The organism is Streptomyces sp. NPDC021225, from assembly GCF_044332865.1.
In the GTDB taxonomy this organism is placed as follows: Bacteria; Actinomycetota; Actinomycetes; order Streptomycetales; family Streptomycetaceae; genus Streptomyces.
The window spans coordinates 235,305-250,746 of sequence record NZ_JBIRPV010000010.1; the positions used below are offsets into that span (position 1 = coordinate 235,305).

The 15,442-nt window shown below is 69.4% G+C and carries 14 protein-coding genes and 1 pseudogene; 6 read left to right on the top strand and 9 right to left on the bottom strand.

Going from position 1 to position 15,442, the window contains the following annotated elements:
- The first annotated feature begins 241 nt into the window (after window positions 1-241).
- From ACH4S9_RS34995 to ACH4S9_RS35010, 4 genes are all read left to right on the top strand, one after another.
- Window positions 242-970, top strand: a complete 729-nt coding sequence (locus tag ACH4S9_RS34995) for a GntR family transcriptional regulator (protein ID WP_311730522.1) — start codon at window positions 242-244, stop codon at window positions 968-970.
- A gap of 39 nt (window positions 971-1,009) precedes the next feature.
- On the top strand, window positions 1,010-1,465 hold the full coding sequence (locus tag ACH4S9_RS35000; RefSeq protein WP_358848738.1) for a PTS sugar transporter subunit IIA: 456 nt from the start codon (window positions 1,010-1,012) through the stop codon (window positions 1,463-1,465).
- Complete coding sequence (locus ACH4S9_RS35005; RefSeq protein WP_311730520.1) at window positions 1,462-1,743, top strand: PTS sugar transporter subunit IIB; 282 nt, start codon at window positions 1,462-1,464, stop codon at window positions 1,741-1,743. Before ACH4S9_RS35000 ends, ACH4S9_RS35005 begins: the two co-directional genes overlap by 4 nt.
- 244 nt (window positions 1,744-1,987) lie before the next feature.
- On the top strand, window positions 1,988-3,376 hold the full coding sequence (locus ACH4S9_RS35010) for a PTS ascorbate transporter subunit IIC (RefSeq protein ID WP_398375585.1): 1,389 nt from the start codon (window positions 1,988-1,990) through the stop codon (window positions 3,374-3,376).
- Between the two features lie 102 nt (window positions 3,377-3,478).
- On the opposite strand, the gene ACH4S9_RS35015 is transcribed toward ACH4S9_RS35010, so the two are convergent.
- Entirely contained in the window at window positions 3,479-4,117 is a 639-nt protein-coding gene (locus ACH4S9_RS35015) for a hypothetical protein (RefSeq protein WP_398375587.1), read from the bottom strand.
- On the opposite strand from ACH4S9_RS35015, the pseudogene ACH4S9_RS35020 reads away from it, so the two are divergent.
- A pseudogene (locus tag ACH4S9_RS35020) lies at window positions 4,014-4,949 on the top strand (beta-L-arabinofuranosidase domain-containing protein); the annotation flags it as partial. The gene ACH4S9_RS35015 and the pseudogene ACH4S9_RS35020 overlap by 104 nt on opposite strands.
- A 72-nt stretch (window positions 4,950-5,021) precedes the next feature.
- Here the strand turns inward: ACH4S9_RS35020 and ACH4S9_RS35025 are convergent.
- Window positions 5,022-7,220: a glycoside hydrolase family 36 protein gene (locus tag ACH4S9_RS35025; protein ID WP_398375589.1), complete on the bottom strand. Its 2,199-nt coding sequence runs from the start codon at window positions 7,218-7,220 to the stop codon at window positions 5,022-5,024.
- 97 nt (window positions 7,221-7,317) lie between these two features.
- Between ACH4S9_RS35025 and ACH4S9_RS35030 the strand changes: the two genes are divergently transcribed.
- Complete coding sequence (locus ACH4S9_RS35030) at window positions 7,318-8,430, top strand: LacI family DNA-binding transcriptional regulator (RefSeq protein WP_311730517.1); 1,113 nt, start codon at window positions 7,318-7,320, stop codon at window positions 8,428-8,430.
- A gap of 48 nt (window positions 8,431-8,478) precedes the next feature.
- On the opposite strand, the gene ACH4S9_RS35035 is transcribed toward ACH4S9_RS35030, so the two are convergent.
- The 7 genes from ACH4S9_RS35035 to ACH4S9_RS35065 form a co-directional block, all read right to left on the bottom strand.
- The gene (locus tag ACH4S9_RS35035) at window positions 8,479-10,104 is read right to left on the bottom strand and encodes an AAA family ATPase (protein ID WP_385345896.1); all 1,626 of its coding nucleotides are present in this window, start codon (window positions 10,102-10,104) and stop codon (window positions 8,479-8,481) included.
- 75 nt (window positions 10,105-10,179) lie between these two features.
- The gene (locus ACH4S9_RS35040) at window positions 10,180-10,380 is read right to left on the bottom strand and encodes a hypothetical protein (RefSeq protein WP_311730515.1); all 201 of its coding nucleotides are present in this window, start codon (window positions 10,378-10,380) and stop codon (window positions 10,180-10,182) included.
- A 54-nt stretch (window positions 10,381-10,434) separates the two neighbouring features.
- Window positions 10,435-12,498, bottom strand: coding sequence for a radical SAM protein (locus ACH4S9_RS35045; RefSeq protein ID WP_398375592.1), 2,064 nt, complete (start codon window positions 12,496-12,498; stop codon window positions 10,435-10,437).
- Window positions 12,499-12,613: 115 nt separating this feature from the next.
- Window positions 12,614-12,973 (bottom strand): hypothetical protein, encoded by a 360-nt coding sequence (locus ACH4S9_RS35050; RefSeq protein WP_398375593.1) that lies wholly within the window; start codon window positions 12,971-12,973, stop codon window positions 12,614-12,616.
- A gap of 55 nt (window positions 12,974-13,028) precedes the next feature.
- Window positions 13,029-13,889, bottom strand: a complete 861-nt coding sequence (locus tag ACH4S9_RS35055; RefSeq protein ID WP_385345891.1) for an ABC transporter permease — start codon at window positions 13,887-13,889, stop codon at window positions 13,029-13,031.
- The gene (locus tag ACH4S9_RS35060) at window positions 13,886-14,854 is read right to left on the bottom strand and encodes an ABC transporter ATP-binding protein (RefSeq protein ID WP_385345889.1); all 969 of its coding nucleotides are present in this window, start codon (window positions 14,852-14,854) and stop codon (window positions 13,886-13,888) included. The genes ACH4S9_RS35055 and ACH4S9_RS35060 overlap by 4 nt, the downstream gene beginning before the upstream one ends.
- Before the next feature lie 69 nt (window positions 14,855-14,923).
- Entirely contained in the window at window positions 14,924-15,286 is a 363-nt protein-coding gene (locus tag ACH4S9_RS35065) for a hypothetical protein (RefSeq protein ID WP_311730510.1), read from the bottom strand.
- Window positions 15,287-15,442 lie beyond the last annotated feature (156 nt).

Genomic DNA, 15,442 nt, shown 5'->3' on the forward strand with positions numbered 1-15,442 from the left:
TCCTTGGAGAGGTCATGACGTCATGATGACTTCGGAAACGTAGTCGATATCTCCGTGTAAGCGCCAGGGATCCGCCGGGAGGGGAACCTCACAGCTCAGCGGAAGGTCACGGGGAGGTGCGCCGGTGCATGGGCGCCGGCCGGTGCCCGTATTTCGCTTCGGTTGCGACTATTGACGCGTTCAGCAACCTGTAGTCATCATGACGTCTCGATGACACATGAACTCGATGAGGAGATCAGGGATGGCGGGGCACAAGTACGCGCAAGTACGTGACCACCTCCTGCGCCGCGTCCGTGACCTGCCCGTGGGTGGACAGCTGCCCGCCGAGAGTGTGCTGTGCGCGGAGTATGAAGTGAGCCGCATCACACTGCGTCGCGCCGTGGACGAGCTGGTCCAGGACGGATACCTCGTGCGGGAGCACGGCCGTGGCACCTTCGTGACCCACCCGCGCTACAACCTGAAGCACCGCGAGCGGTTCGTGAACGAGGTGACCGGCTTCCACACGCAGCTGGCCCGCCAGGGTCACACCGTCACCTCCGAGGTGGTCGCGCAGGAGCGTATGCGGGCCGGGGCGCGGCTGGCGGACGCGCTCGACATCAGCCGGGCCGCGTCGGTCATCCGGCTGGAGCGGGTGCGCCGGGTCAACGGAGTGGTGCACCATCTGGCCGAGTCGTATGTGGAGGAGGAGCGGTTCCCGGATGTCCTGACGACCGACTTCACCTCCACATCGCTCTACGCCTATCTGCGCGCGCACCATGATGTGCTGCTCGCCCGCAACGAGATCGTCGTGGGCCTGCACATCTGCGACGGGCGCGAGGCGGCCCTGCTGGGCGTGGCCGAGGAGTCTCCGCTGCTGCTGGCCACCTCATGTGTCTTCGAGCCGGGCGGCAGACCGGTCATCCACGGCACGTCGAAATTCCTCCCCGAGACCGCGGAACTCTCCTTCGACATCGTCGCCGATGTCGAGTAGTCGTCCCCAGCGGCCTTGAGAACAACCACGTAGGTGCACATGCTGAGTGATCTTTTGACCGAGGAGAAGATACGTTTCTCCCAGGACAGGCTGACCTGGCGAGAGGCCGTGACCCAGGTCGCCCGGCCGCTCCTCGACGCGGGTGACATCACCCCCGGCTATGTCCAGGCCATGCTGGAGTCGATCGAAGCCGGCGGAACGTACATCGATCTGGGCCACGGCATCGCCCTGGCCCACGCGCGGCCCGAGAGCGGGGCCGTACGCACCGCCATCTCCATGCTCCGGCTGCGCGAGCCCGCCCCGTTGCTCGACCAACCGGAGCACGCGGTCGACCTCTATTTCTGCTTCGCGGCGGTCGACGCCGAGGCGCATATGAGCGCCATGGCGTCCCTCGCCCGCATCCTGTCGGACGCACCCACGCGTCAAGCTCTGCGAGACGCGCCTACCGCGCCCGATGTCGCCAAGTTGATCACTCAGTTCGAGGAGTCCCAATGAAGTTCCTGGCCATGTGCAGCACCGGACTCGGCAGCAGTTTCATGGTGCGCATGAACATCGAGACCATCGTCGGTGAGCTGGGGCTCTCGGACGTCACCGTCGAGCACTCCGACATCAGCTCCGCCGGACCGGACAGCGCCGACGTGTTCTTCGTCGCGAAGGACCTGGAGGACGCCACCCAGGGACTGGGCGACGTGGTCGTGTTGAACAGCATCATCGACATGGACGAACTGCGCGACGCGGTGAAGGCTGCCGCCACCCGGCACGGGCTCCTCTGACCCGGACCCACTCGTTCGTCCCCACACAGCGCATCCCGACGCGGCGGCAACGCCCGCAGCAGACAGCGGCCGGCCGCCGCCCCGCGCGCCTCCAGCCCACAGCACTCGGCGCCCCCCTCTTCTCCGCGTCGATCAACGGGCCGTACCACCAGCCAGTCCGGCCGTGCGCCCCCTCGCCGCCCCGTCCGGCACCCACCCATCCCCGCAGTCACGGCCTCGTCGTGCCCGAAGAGAGGTGTTGTCAGTGAACAGCGTTCTGCAGAACCTTCTCGATGTCTTCCGTGAACCCTCCGTCATCGTCGGCTTGATCGCCCTCCTGGGCCTCCTCCTGCAACGCAAGTCACTCTCCGACACCATCAAGGGGACGACCAAGGCGTTCGTCGGCTTCCTCGTCCTGGCGGCGGGCGCCGGAGTGGTTTCCGACGCCCTGACCCCGTTCGGCGAGATGTTCCAGCACGCCTTCGGTGTGCAGGGCGTCGTGCCCAACAACGAGGCGATCGTCGGCAAGGTACTCACCGACTACGGATCCCAGGCCGCGCTGATCTTCTTCTTCGGCATGGTCGTGAACGTGCTCCTGGCGCGGTTCACGCGGTTCAAGTTCATCTACATGTCCGGGCATGTCGCCCTGTACCTGGCGGCCATGATCGCCGTGATCCTCATCGCCAACGGCTTCAGCTCCTGGCAGGCCGTTCTCTGGGGCGCCATCGCCCAGGGCCTGATCACCACGCTTTCTCCCGCACTCGTCCAGCCGTGGATGCGCAAGGCGACCAAGAACGACAATGTCGCGCTCGGCCACACCGGCAACTTCGGCATAGCCACCAGCGGTCTGGTCGGCAAGCTCTTCGGCAACCCCGAGAAGTCCACGGAAGACCTGAAGATCCCCAAGGGGCTCGGCTTCCTGCGCGACACCACCGTCGTCATCGCCAGCTCGATGGGTGTCATCTATCTGCTCGTCACCCTGGTGGCCGGGCCCGGCTATGTCGAGGACAAGCTGAGCGGCGGCCAGTGGTACCTGCTGTGGGCCGTCATGCAGGCCGGCAAGTTCGCCGCCGGCGTGTTCATCATCCTGGCCGGCGTCCGCGTGGTGCTCGCCGAGATCATCCCCGCCTTCAAGGGCATCTCCGAGAAGCTGGTCCCCAACGCCCGGCCCGCCCTCGACGTCCCGATCGTCTTCACCTTCGCCCCGAACGCCGTACTGATCGGCTTCCTGTCCAGCTTCGTCGGTGGACTCATCGGCATGGGAATCCTCGTGGCCGTCGGTGGAACGATCATCATCCCCGGCATCGTCGCCCACTTCATGACCGGCGCCGCATCCGGTGTCCTCGGCAACGCGACGGGAGGACGACGCGGCGCGGTGCTCGGTGCCATGGTCAACGGCCTCATGATCACATTCCTTCCGCTGCTCGTCCTGCCCTACCTCGGCGACGTCGGGCTGCAGAACTCCACCTTCTCCGATGCCGACTTCGGAGTCTCCGGTCTCCTCCTCGGTGGCGCGGTCCATGTCAGCCATGCGGCCGTCATCGGCCTGATCATCTGCGCGCTGGTCGCCGTCTTCGTCGGCAGCGCCCTGACCACCCGTCGACAGGCCGCCAAGGAAGCCTCCACCACGTCGGAGAAACTGCCCACTGCCTGACCCACTCACCGCGACGCGGCCCGGGGCACCACCGGGCCGCGTGTGCGTGTCCGCAAGGTTGCAGAACGCAGAAGAGACGGACGCGCTCCAGGTCCACGATCGTCAGGCGCGGCCGTCCGGGGTGGTCAGGTACGTGGCGTAGGCGAAATCCGCGTGCACACCGGCGCCGTCGAGGTCCTGCGCCCACAGTCCCAGCATGGCTCCGGTGAAGCCGAGGACCCGGAGTTGTCCGTCATGGAACTCGTCCGCGTGCTCGTCAGAGAGGACAGTGGCGTCGAGTTCGAGTGGCAGCGTTCGCAGCCCTTCGCCGGTGTCGTACGAGAAACGCAGGACCGGCACGTCGAGCGCGGCGTGCAGCACGACCGGGCGGCCCGGTTCGAGCGGGATCGCCGGGTCGTGCGCGGTGAGTTGTCCTGCCTCGCAGCTCAGGGCCCGCAGGACGGGCGAACCGTCGTCCCGCGCCATGACGTACAGGTAGTGCCAGTTGCGGGTGTTGTAGTAAGCGGTCAGTCCCGCCAGGTGGTCGGGGGTACGCGGGGCGAAGGTCAGGCTCGTCTCGAAGGAACAGCGCCGTGCGGTCACCCGCCGGGCGAGCAGGCTGGGGGAGCGGCGGCCCACCGGTGACTGGCCGCCCCGGATGCGCAGCCGTCCCGGTGCCGGTTCGAGCCAGTCGCCGGTGGCCGGGCGGCGCAGGGTGGACCAGTCGGGGCCGAGGTCGGGATCCGACCTGGTCGAACGCACCCTCTTCAACGGCTTCCTCGGCGGCGTCGGCCTCGACGGCCACACCTGGCTCTACATCAACCCGCTCCATCTGCGGGCCCGCCCGCACGAGCGCCCCGGCGACCAGACCGCCCACCGCACCCCGTGGTTCCGGTGCGCCTGCTGCCCGCCCAACGTCATGCGCCTGCTCGCGAGCCTGCCGCACTACGTGGCCAGCACCGACGCGAACGGCCTCCAGCTGCACCAGTACGCCACCGGCACCTACGGCGGCGGCGACCTGACCGTGGGCGTTTGCACCGAGTACCCGTGGCACGGCACCGTGACGGTGACCGTCCAGGAGGCTCCCGAGGCCGAGCGCACGCTCTCCCTGCGCCTGCCGGCCTGGTGCACGGACCACACGCTCACGGTCGACGGCACCCCGGCAGAGGCCCGGGTGGAGGACGGCTGGCTGCGCCTCACGCGCGCCTTCGCCCCCGGCGACACCGTCCGGCTCGCCCTCGCGATGCCGCCCCGGCCGACGGCCCCGTCCCCTCGCGTCGACGCCGTCCGCGGCTGCGTCGCCATCGAGCGCGGACCGCTGGTGTACTGCCTGGAGCAGACCGACCAGCCCGATGGCCTGGACCCCGACGGCATCGCCCTCGACCCCTTTGCGCCGCTGACCGAGCAGGACCGTCCCGACCTGCTGGGCGGGATCGTCGCCGTGGCCGCCTCCGGCGATCGGCTTCCGGCGCCGGACGCCGGCGGATGGCCGTATGCGCCGCACGGGACGCGCCCGCGGCGGCCGGACGGCTCGGTCGAGCTGACGGCGATTCCGTACTACGCCTGGGCCAACCGTGAGCCTGGCGCGATGCGGGTCTGGATCCCGGTGGCGGGCCGGAACCAGCGAGAAGGGCGGTTGGGCATCGTGCCCAACCGCCCTCCTCTGTCAGCCGGTGCCGAACCCCAGCAGCACCGCGGACCGTTCGACGGGGAGGGTCACCCTGAGATCCCGGCCGTTCCACTCGTACGCCGGGCTCGGCCCCGCCTCGAACAGCACCCGGGGCCGGGAGTCCTCGCGGACCCAGGGCAGGGGGACGTTCAGCGTCTGCGGGGCGCCGTCGCGGCGCCAGAGCGCCAGCAGGGTGGTGTCGTCCTCGGCCGTGAGGGCCAGGGCCGTCCACCCGTCGCGCCAGTGGGGGAGTCCCAGGGGCCAGCGGGGCCGGGCGCCCGGCAGCAGATGCCGGTAGGTCGTGTACGTGTCGACGGCCCGGCGCACCAGCGCCGCCTGTTCGGGGGTGAGCAGATCAGGGCGCCCGCTCAGGTGGACGCGGCCGAGCAGCGCCGAGACCATCACCATGCCGAGCTCCGCCTCGCTGTGCTCCGGCAGCGGATACGCCCAGATGGCGCCCTGCTCGGGGGTGACCGCGCTGGGCGCGGCGGCCGCGATGGCCGGCAGGAGGCGGAAGTCCTGCTGGTCGCTGACGGAGTGGATGGGCAGCCGGGAGAGGATCGCGTGGTCGGTGCGGCTGCCTCCGGCCGCGCAGCTCTCCAGCACCAGGCCGGGATGGCGGTCGAGCACACCGTCCAGCCAGTCCAGGTAGGCGCGGTTGTGGCCGAGGAGACCATGGCCGGGGCCGTCGGCGGGGCGGGGGCCGTCGGTGCCGGGTCCGATGTCGATGTTGTAGTCGAGCTTGAGATAGCCGATGCCGTAGTCACGCACCAGCCGGTCCACGACCGCGTCCAGATGGCCGCGGGCGGCCGGATGACGCAGGTCCAGCTGATGGCGGCCCCACTCCACGAGCCGTACGCCGTCCCGGCGGAAGAACGCCTCGTCGGGCAGGGCGGCGGCGATCGGGCTGCGGACGCCCACGACCTCCGGCTCCAGCCACAGCCCCGGGACCATGCCCTGCGCCCGGATGCGTTCGATGACCTCGCCGAGCCCGCCGGGGAACCGCGGGGCGGACTCCACCCACTCGCCGACGGCGTCCCACCAGCCCGGCACCCCACCGGGCCCCACCGCGCCGGGCGGCTCCGCGTCGTACCAGCCGGCGTCGATGCAGAACACCTCGGCTCCGGCCGTGGCCGCCGCGTCCACGAGCGGCAGCAGTGCCCGGGTGCTCACCTCGCCCATCAGGCTGTTCATGAAGTCGTTGAAGACCACCGGCAGCCCCTGGTGGTCGGGGTGCGGCCGCCGAGTGGCGCGACGGTGCCGGGTCATGGCGTCCACCGCGGCCTCGAATCCGCCGGAAGGGACGACGGCGACGGAGACGGGCACCGTGCGGAACGACTCGCCCGGTTCCAGGCGATGGCGCCACTGGTGTTCGCGGTCGGTCGGCCCGGACAGCGCGAGGTACACGTCTTCGAACCGGTCGCCGAACTCGGCGTGCCAGGAGCCGTTGTGCTCGATCTGCCACATCAGGGCGGCGCCGGTCGCGGTCTCCTCGACGCAGCCGAGAGGCAGGTGCTCGGAGGAGGACCAGGAACCCGTGCTGGTGACGGCGATACGGTTCTTGGAGCCGGTCTGCCCGAACGGCACCATGCCGACGTCGTGGAGACCGCGCTGGGCCAGGGTGGCCCGGGACCACCGGAACTCGCCGCTCCAGGGATTGGCCGCCAGCCAGAGCGACAGTCCGTCCTCCCAGCGGCTGCCGTCGGCGAGGCCGCGCGCGAGGTTGGAGAGGGCGAAGGAGGAGACGTACTCCAGGGTGACGGGCTGCTCGCCGGCGTTCTCGACGTACGCCTCGGCGGTGAGGGCGGGGATGCCGGCGCGCAGCCGGTAGACGGCGGTGACCGTCAGGCCGGTGACCTCGTCGGCCATCCGGACCCGAAGCACCCGAAGGCTCTCGCCTTCTTCGCCTTCTTCGCCCTCCTCGCCCTCCTCGTGGCCGACATGGCGCAGGGCCCGGGAGGCGGCGCCGTCCACGTGACGCTTGCCGGAGGTGCCGAGGCGTCCGCTGCCGGCGGTCTGGATCTCGACCAGGGGCAGGGCCCGGTGCGCGAGCCGGTCGCACAGTTCGGGCTGGAGGGCGGGATCCGGCAGACCGGCGGCCTCCCCGGCCGCCAGCAGTCTCACCGGTCCCTCCGGGGCGTATGAAAGGAGCAGGGACAGCTCGTCGGTGCCCCAGCGCAGATGGGTGACGGACACGATGGCAGACTCCGATGGTAAACGATTACTACTCGAAGGACAGTAGTTTCTGCTTCTCGCCACCTGCAAGAGGCCTCTGATGCAGTAACGTCGAAGCGTGACGGTGAATGGAAACGGCTCCGGAGCGGGCCCCGGCCCCAAGACGGCAAGGCGTCGCCGGGGCCGCAACAACGACGACCGGCCGAGCACGATTCGTGATGTCGCCGAGCGGGCCGGAGTCTCCGTAGCAACCGTTTCCCGCACGCTCGCCGGCAACTACCCGGTCTCAGCGGCCACCCGGGACCGGGTCATGGCAGCGGTCGAGTCCCTGCACTACGTCGTGAACGTCCACGCCAAAGCGCTCTCCGGCCGCGTCGCCGGGCCCATCGCCCTCGTCCTGAAGGACATCACCGGCCCGTCCCTGGCCCATGTCGCCGCCGGAGTGGAGCAGGAGGCCGCGACCCGCGGCCGGCTGAGCCTGGTCTGCGCCACGCACGGCGACGAGCAGCGCGAGGACGACCTCGTGCAGATGATGCGCGAGCAGCACGCGGCGGCCGTCGTCCTCGTCGGCGGCTCGTCACAGGACGAGGCCTACCACCAGCGCATGGCCGAGTACGCCCGGGCGCTGGACGCGGCCGGCTCCCGGCTGGTGCTGGTGGGCCGCCCCCCGCTGCCCGGCGACCTGCCGGTCACGGTCGTGGAGTACGACAACCGCGGCGGCGCCTTCCAGGCCGCCGACCATCTCCTCACCTCCGGACACCGACGCCTTCTCTTCCTGGGCGGAATCCCCGGGCTGAGCACCAGCGACCAGCGCCGCGACGCCTATGTGCGGGCCCTGCGGGCCCACGGCGTGGAGTACGACGAGGAACTCGACAAGCCCGGTGCGTACACCCGTGTCTCGGGCTACCAGCGCACCCGGGACGCACTCGACGCCGGCCTGGACTTCACGGCGATCGTCGCGGGCACCGACATGGTGGCCCTCGGCGCCCTGGCCGCTCTGCGCGACGCCGGCCTCGACGTTCCCCGGGACGTCTCGCTCGTCGGCTTCGACGACGTGCCCTTCGCCGCCGACCTCGCCCCGTCGCTCACCACGGTCCGTGTGCCGTACGAGGATCTCGGCCGCACCGCGGTCCGCCTGGCCCTGGACCGGGAGGAACGCATCGCCGGCGACGACTACGTGATCCTCAGTACGCAACTGGTGATCCGTCAGTCGGTACGCCTGATGCGGTGACGGAGGGCGAGGTGCCGTGCGTCGTGACCGCGAAGCCCCACTCCGAGATCAGCCGTTGGATTCGGGCCGAGGTGGTGGGGGCGGCGGGTAGCCGTAGCCCTGTTGCGGCCGGGGCCCGTACGGCTGCGGGTAACCGGCCGCCGCGTCCCCGTAGGGACCGGGTGCCGCGTACCGGCCCGGCATCGGCGGGGGCTGCGCCGACGGCTGGTTGCCGCCGGCGCCGGGCCACAGGCCCTGCGCCTGCTGCGCCCGCGCGAAGTCCTCGGCGACCATCGCCGAGAGGTTGAAGTACGCCTCCCGTGTCTTGGGCCGCATCATGTCCAGGTCCACCTCGGCGCCGACCGCCAGGTGCTCGTCGAACGGCACCACCTGCACCCCGCGGCAACGGGTCCGGAAGTGCGCCGCGATGTCCTCGATCTTGATCATCTTGCCGGTCTCGCGCACCCCGGAGATCACGGTGATGCTGCGTGAGACCAGCTCGGCGTAGCCGTTCGCGTTCAGCCAGTCCAGGGTGGTGCTCGCGCTCGACGCGCCGTCCACCGACGGCGTCGACACGATGATCAACTGGTCGGCCAGGTCCAGCACTCCGCGCATGGCGCTGTAGAGCAGGCCGGTGCCCGAGTCGGTGAGGATCACCGGGTACTGACGGCCCAGGACATCGATGACGCGCCGGTAGTCCTCGTCGTTGAACGTCGTCGAGACCGCCGGGTCCACGTCGTTGGCGATGATCTCCAGACCGGAGGGCGCCTGAGAGGTGAACCGGCGGATGTCCATGTAGTTGCGCAGGTAAGGGATCGCCTGCACGAGTTCGCGGATCGTCGCACCGGTCTCACGGCGTACCCGGCGGCCCAGCGTGCCCGCGTCCGGGTTGGCGTCGATCGCCAGGATCTTGTCCGTCCGCTCGCTGGCGAGTGTCGCCCCCAGGGCAGTGGTCGTCGTGGTCTTGCCGACACCGCCCTTGAGGCTGATCACCGCCATGCGGTAGCAGGACAGGACGGGGGTGCGGATCAGATCCAGCTTGCGCTGTCGCTCCGCCTCCTCCTTCTTGGCGCCGGGCTTGAAGCGGCTCGGCCGCGCGTTGGCCCCCGGCTTCTTCGCCTTGGGCTGGTTGCGCAGCAGGCGATCGGAACTCAGCTCGACCGCCGCGGTGTGGCCGAGCGGAGTGCCGCCCGGACCGGTTCGCTGCCGCTGGTCCGGCATGACCGCCGGCGAGTCGCCGACCCGCGGGTCCGCGGGAGCGCCATAGCCCTGCGGCACTCCGGGCTGATGGGCCCGCGGGTCGCCCGGCACGGCGTCCGGCTGCGGGGCGGCCATCGGCGGTACCGGCCGACCAGGCGGTACCGGCTGACCAGGCGGCACGGGCCAGACGGGCGCTACGGGCTGACCGGGGTGGTTCGGCTGAGGGGAGCCGTAACCGCTTTGACCGGGCTCGTGTTGGGCCTGCGGCTCCTGCGACTGCGGTACGGCACCGGGTACCGACGCCTCGGGCACCTCTTCCTGAGGCTCCCCGCTCTCCGGCTCGTCGGTGTCCACCGCGGCCACCATGTACCAGGTTTGCAGCCGCGGCCCGACGTACGTGAACTCGTACGTGCCCTCATCGGTGAGGTCGGCCGCTGACCGGTCGTCGTCAGGACCGGCCCCGCCCGCGCGGTTGTAGTCCCGATCGCTGCTCACAATGCCTCCTGCTGCGTGGGCGCCGCCTGCCAGTGCTCCGGGGCACTGGGCGGCATCGGCTCCGGCCGTGCCGCCTCAACGGCGGTTGCGCTGCCGACGGGCCCGGCGCGGTGTGGCGTCCGCGGCACGGCCGCCCCTGGTGGCGGTGTAAAGTACGCTCATCAGTACGCCGCCGACGATGATCACGGCGATTCCGACGGTGGTGTTGATGAGAAAGCCTAAGAGGATGAGCGCCGCGTAGACGGCTGGGATGGTATTGCGCAGGTTTCGGTTCACGGCGGGGATCCTTCCCGAAGGGTGGGTTCGGCGGCCGGAGCCGCCGGGGGCTTCCTAGGCTGAGGTCCGGCGGACGTGAACATTGAGGCGCATGCCGACATCGTGGAGTGGTCGTCCGCTGCCGTGCCAGACCGAGAGCGCGTACGCGCTGAAAGGGTACCGCGTTCTCGACTCGGGTACCTCGATCCGGACATGCACCAGATTTTCGCCAGAAACGGACGAGGGCGCTCCGCCCGGCACGTCGCCGTAACACCTCAGCAGGTCGAACAGCGCTTCCGGTAGGGCGAGGTCGTGTTGCTCCGCCTTCCCGTGGATCCCCGCACGGAACACGGCTGCCGCCGCCAGGTCCAAGTCGGTGACCATGTCGAGGTCGGCGCGGTCCGGCAGGGGGCGCCCTTGGGACGTGAGCGCTTCGTACAGGAAGTCCACGGCCGCCCGGGCGTAGTGGGCGGCACGGCCCTCATTGCCCACGATGCGCCGAAGAATCGCTTGGTAGTGGACTTCCTCGTGGATCACGGGGCGCCCGACGTATCCGTACAACAGGTCACGGTTGAAGCTGGCGGGCTCCCGCCAGGCACGGGCGTAGTCGGCCATCAGGAAGGAGATCAACGGGTCGTCCCCGCCCCCCTCGCGCAGGAACGGGCCGAGCAGTTCCACCAGATCCACCGTGCGCACGCCAGAGATCTCGGCGAGGACTCTCAGCGTCGAGCGGAGCAGGCACTTGTGGAAGAGCGTCAGCGGGATCCGGAAAGCCATCCCGCTCAGCCAGTCCTCGAACGTCATCCGGGAGTGCTCGATCACGACGTCGGCCATCAGGTCCGTGTTCCCGGGGTCGCAGGGCAGGTACCCGGTGCGCAGACCGTGATCGTCCCGGAAGCGGTCGTGTGTGTAGTCGGTGTTGTTGAGCAGCAGCAGAGGGTAGATGACGGGCGAGCCCCCCGAGGCGATTGCCTCCTCGATCCCGGTCAGGTGGGTGGCGCGGGATTCGCCGGGCAGGCCCCAGATGAGGTCGGTGTAGGTGGGGATGTTCTGGGCCCGGAACTGGGTCTGCATACGACGGTAGTTGTCGACCCGGATGTTGCGGCGGTTGGCGATCTGGAGCACCTCGGCGTCGAAGGACTGTGCCGAGAGAGTGATGGCCCCGGTCAGCCCGGCCCGGTACAGGATTCCCGCGATCTCCACCACACGGCCGTTGGTGTTCTTCGCCCAGTTCGTCATCACCAGCAGCCGCTTGTTGTGGCGCCGGCACAGTTCCACGATGTGGCGTGCGATGTCCACGTCGCGTGCGACGATGCCGAAGTTGGCGTCGGCTATGAACAGTTGGGTGCCGTTGGCGGCGATCCGGACGATGCGCTCCAGCTCCTCCTGGATGCGGTCCATGGGGAACTGGCGGATCTTGGAGTTGGTGGCCCCGCCCCAGTAGCAGAAGGCGCAGGAGTAGGGGCAGCCCCGGTTGGTTTCGTACACCAGCATCCGGGACCGCGCGATGTCCTCGTCGGTCCAGGTGTTCCCGAGCAGCGGCGAGGGCAGCTCGCCAAGGTCCGCGATCCGGGGGGCTTCGGGGGTGGTGACCACCTCGCCACTGGCGGAGAGGTAGCTGATGCCGGGCAGGGCCGCCAACTCGCCGTCGGCGGTGGTCGGCTCCTCATGGCGCAGGAATACGCGCAGCAGGTCGCGGAAGCGCAACTCTCCCTCGCCGTGGACGAGGACGTCGACCCAGGGTGCTTCGGTGAACACCACCTGCTGGTGCGTCACATCGTTTCCGCCGATCACGATGCGGCAGCGGGGCCAGCGCTCCTTGACCCGCCGGGCCAGTTCAAGGGTGCTGGGCCGGTTCCAGAAGTAGACGGTGAAGGCCACCGCCAGGGGATCCTCCAGCGCGCCCAGCACTTTGGCACAGGCTGCCTCGAATGAGTCCCCGCCCTGCATGTACACGTGTTTGGTGAAGGAACAGGCTTCGGCGAGGTCCGGGGCCGCCTCGGCGGCGGCCTGTAAGTAGCCCAGCACGGTGCTGTAGCGGACGCCGGGCATCACGGTCATCTCGACCAGGTGTACTTGGCGCCGTCCAGCCACGGCAGAGGGCGGGCCGAGCCCGGCCGACAGGTCGGCTGACGTCATTTCTCGAACTCTTCCCAGTCTCGGTCGCGTTGTCCGGCTCTGCCGGGCCCGCTGGCCGTAACGAACGAGTTCCTCGTCCGTTACGGCCAGCGGGTTCAGGCGGTCCACCATCGGATCAGGTGCAGCAGCAGCACGGTGAGCAGCAGCAGCAGTAGGTGTCGCCGCCTGCTACGGCCTCCAGGTCGGCCTCGGACAGCTCGCGGTCCTCGATCTGGGGTGAGCTGGGCACCCTCAGCTCGTAGACGCCAGTTGTCCTGCCGGCTTCCCAGAGGGCCACCTGAGCCTCCAGATCGGGGTCGCCCCCGATGTCCCGGATGATGCGCACGGTTGCGTTCGCCGGCAGTTCCAGGCCCTGCTCGGCCAGCGCGGCGCGCGGGTTCCCCTCCAGTTGCGTCACGTAGTCATCGTTCGACCAGGCGGCCGTCAGCACCTTGGTGTAGGAGCTGACGAATGCCGACCTTTCCCTGGGTTCCATGGATCTCCTTTGTGAAAGTATTCCGGGCGTCACGGCCGACGCCCGGAAAGCGTGTTCATTTCTTGGCTCGCCCCCATGTGAAGGTCGCCAGGCTCAGCAGGAGCCCGGCCACACACCACCCGCCGAGGATCAGAGCCGTACGCCCGTGCTCCCAGCTGCCGGCCGCCTCGGATTGCTGGAAGGAGTCGGACAAGAACGCCGACCGCAGCCCCTGAGCCATCCATTTGAGCGGGAAGCATCCCGCCACCACCTGCATGAAGCCGGGGAGGGAGGTGAACACGAAAAACACGCCCGAGACGAGCTGTAGCGTCAAGTACGGCAGTTGCACCACTGGCGCCGCGGCGCGCGCGTTGGGCGCCACCCGGCTGTAGGCGATGCCGAGGAAGGAGCAGGCGACGATGGACAGGGCGACCACCCAGGCGAAGGTGAACCAGCGTGCCGCGGTGTTCGGGAGGTGCAGGCCGAACAGGCCGACGCCGACGGTCAGCAGCACCACGGTCTCGAGCACTCCGGTGACGAAGGCCTGTGCGACTTTGGCCAGGAGGTACGACGCCGGCGACATGGGGGTCGCGGCCAGCCGGCGCAGGGTGCCGTCGTCGCGCTCGATCGCGATGGCGACGGCGAGACTGGAGAAGGTGGTGCTCATGATGCCGGAGGCGATGATTCCGGCGATCAGCACCTGCTTCATGGGGGTGTGGGTGCCGGGGGCGTCGCCGCTGTAGATCGCGCCGAAGATCAGCAGCAGCACGAGCGGCAGGGCAAAGGTGAAGATCACCGCCTGCCGGTTGCGGAAGTAGCACTTCAGCTCAATGCCGGCGCGGGCCACCGCCACCCTGCCGATCGAGGGCATCTGCTGTCTGCGCGGGCGGAGCCCGGACTGATCCCCCACGGCCGTGGTTTCCATGCCACCAGTCATGCGACGTCCTCCGGACGGGACTCGGGCGCCGTGGTCGTGGCATCGGCCGATGCGATCATCCGGAGGTAGACGTCCTCCAGCGTGGGTCTGGTGACGGTCAGTCCCGGGAGGTCGCCGCTCCCGAGCCGGGCCGCCCAGTCGAGCAGGACGCGCAGCGTCGCGGCCGGTGCGTTCGTGCCGATCCGGACCTGGCCATCCGCCCATCCGAGCGGAGGCGCCCCGGCCTGCTGGACGGGCGGCAGTTCCGCCCCGCGCAGCGCGCCGACAGCGTGGAACTCGATGACGGCCTCACCGTCGGCGCGCCCCCCGATGTCCTTGGGCACGCCCTCTGCGGCGACCTTCCCGCGCAGCAGGATGGCGACCCGGTCGCAGAGCACCTCGACTTCGTCGAGGTAGTGGGTGGTGAGCATCACTGTGGTGCCGTCCGTAGCCAGCGCCCGAATCAGGTCCCAGGTGACGCGCCGGGCCTGCGGATCGAGGCCCGTGGTGGGTTCGTCGAGAAAGACCAGTTCGGGGCGTCCGACGATGCCGAGTGCGATGTCCAGGCGGCGCTGTTGGCCACCGGAGAGCCGCACAGTGCGTTCGTTCGCCTTCTCGCCGAGCCCCGTCCGCTCGATCACGCTGTCGACGGGCAAGGGGTCGGGGTACAGGGAGGCGAAGTGGGAGACGACCTCCCTGACCGTGAGCTCGTCGAAAGACCCCATGTCCTGAGGGACGATGCCGATGCGGGCGCGCCACTGGGGCCCGGCGCCGACGGGGTCCTGGCCGAAGACGCTGACCGACCCGGCGCTGCGGCTGCTGAAGCCCGTGAGGATCTCCTGCGTGGTGGTCTTCCCCGCGCCGTTCGGGCCGAGCAGAGCGAAGATCTCGCCGCGTTGCACATGGAGGTCGACCCCGTGCAGCACGGGTACGGCTCCGTAGGACTTGCGCAGTCCGGACACCCCGATGACTTCCGGTCCGGGCATCTGTACCACCTTGGGGTCCTGAGCGTGATCGATGGCTGAAGGCTGGGGGGCGCCGCGACGCCATACCCGTCAGGTGCAGCAGCAGCAGGGGGAACAGCAGCAGCAGTAGGTGTTGTCGCCGCCTGCTACGGCCTCCAGGTCGGCCTCGGACAGCTCACGGTCCTCGATCTGGGGTGAGCTGGGCACCCTCAGCTCGTAGACACCGGTCGTCCTGCCGGTTTCCCAGAGGGCCACCTGAGCCTCCAGATCGGGGTCGCCCCCGATGTCCCGGATGATGCGCACGGTTGCGTTCGCCGGCAGTTCCAGGCCCTGCTCGGCCAGCGCGGCGCGCGGGTTCCCCTCCAGCTGCGTCACGTAGTCATCGTTCGACCAGGCGGCCGTCAGCACCTTGGTGTAGGAGCTGACGAATGCCGACCTCTCCCTGGGCTCCATGGGTCCCCCTTATTGCTTGTCGATTCCGAGTCAAGTCGGCTTCGGGTGGATGCGGAAATCATTCAGAGCCGACCACCTATAAGTCAACTGCGATCCTTTCGATTGTGGTCCCATCTTTTTTGGGACCTCGCCCGTATCCGCAGAACCTGCATCCCC

Excerpts from the sequence above, each read along its gene's own strand:
- ACH4S9_RS34995 (WP_311730522.1), top strand. The coding sequence starts at position 242 with ATGGCGGGGCACAAGTACGCGCAAGTACGTGACCACCTCCTGCGCCGC.
- ACH4S9_RS35000 (WP_358848738.1), top strand. The coding sequence starts at position 1,010 with ATGCTGAGTGATCTTTTGACCGAGGAGAAGATACGTTTCTCCCAGGAC.
- ACH4S9_RS35005 (WP_311730520.1), top strand. The coding sequence starts at position 1,462 with ATGAAGTTCCTGGCCATGTGCAGCACCGGACTCGGCAGCAGTTTCATG.
- ACH4S9_RS35045 (WP_398375592.1), bottom strand. The coding sequence starts at position 12,498 with ATGACGTCAGCCGACCTGTCGGCCGGGCTCGGCCCGCCCTCTGCCGTG.
- ACH4S9_RS35050 (WP_398375593.1), bottom strand. The coding sequence starts at position 12,973 with ATGGAACCCAGGGAAAGGTCGGCATTCGTCAGCTCCTACACCAAGGTG.
- ACH4S9_RS35055 (WP_385345891.1), bottom strand. The coding sequence starts at position 13,889 with ATGACTGGTGGCATGGAAACCACGGCCGTGGGGGATCAGTCCGGGCTC.
- ACH4S9_RS35060 (WP_385345889.1), bottom strand. The coding sequence starts at position 14,854 with ATGCCCGGACCGGAAGTCATCGGGGTGTCCGGACTGCGCAAGTCCTAC.
- ACH4S9_RS35065 (WP_311730510.1), bottom strand. The coding sequence starts at position 15,286 with ATGGAGCCCAGGGAGAGGTCGGCATTCGTCAGCTCCTACACCAAGGTG.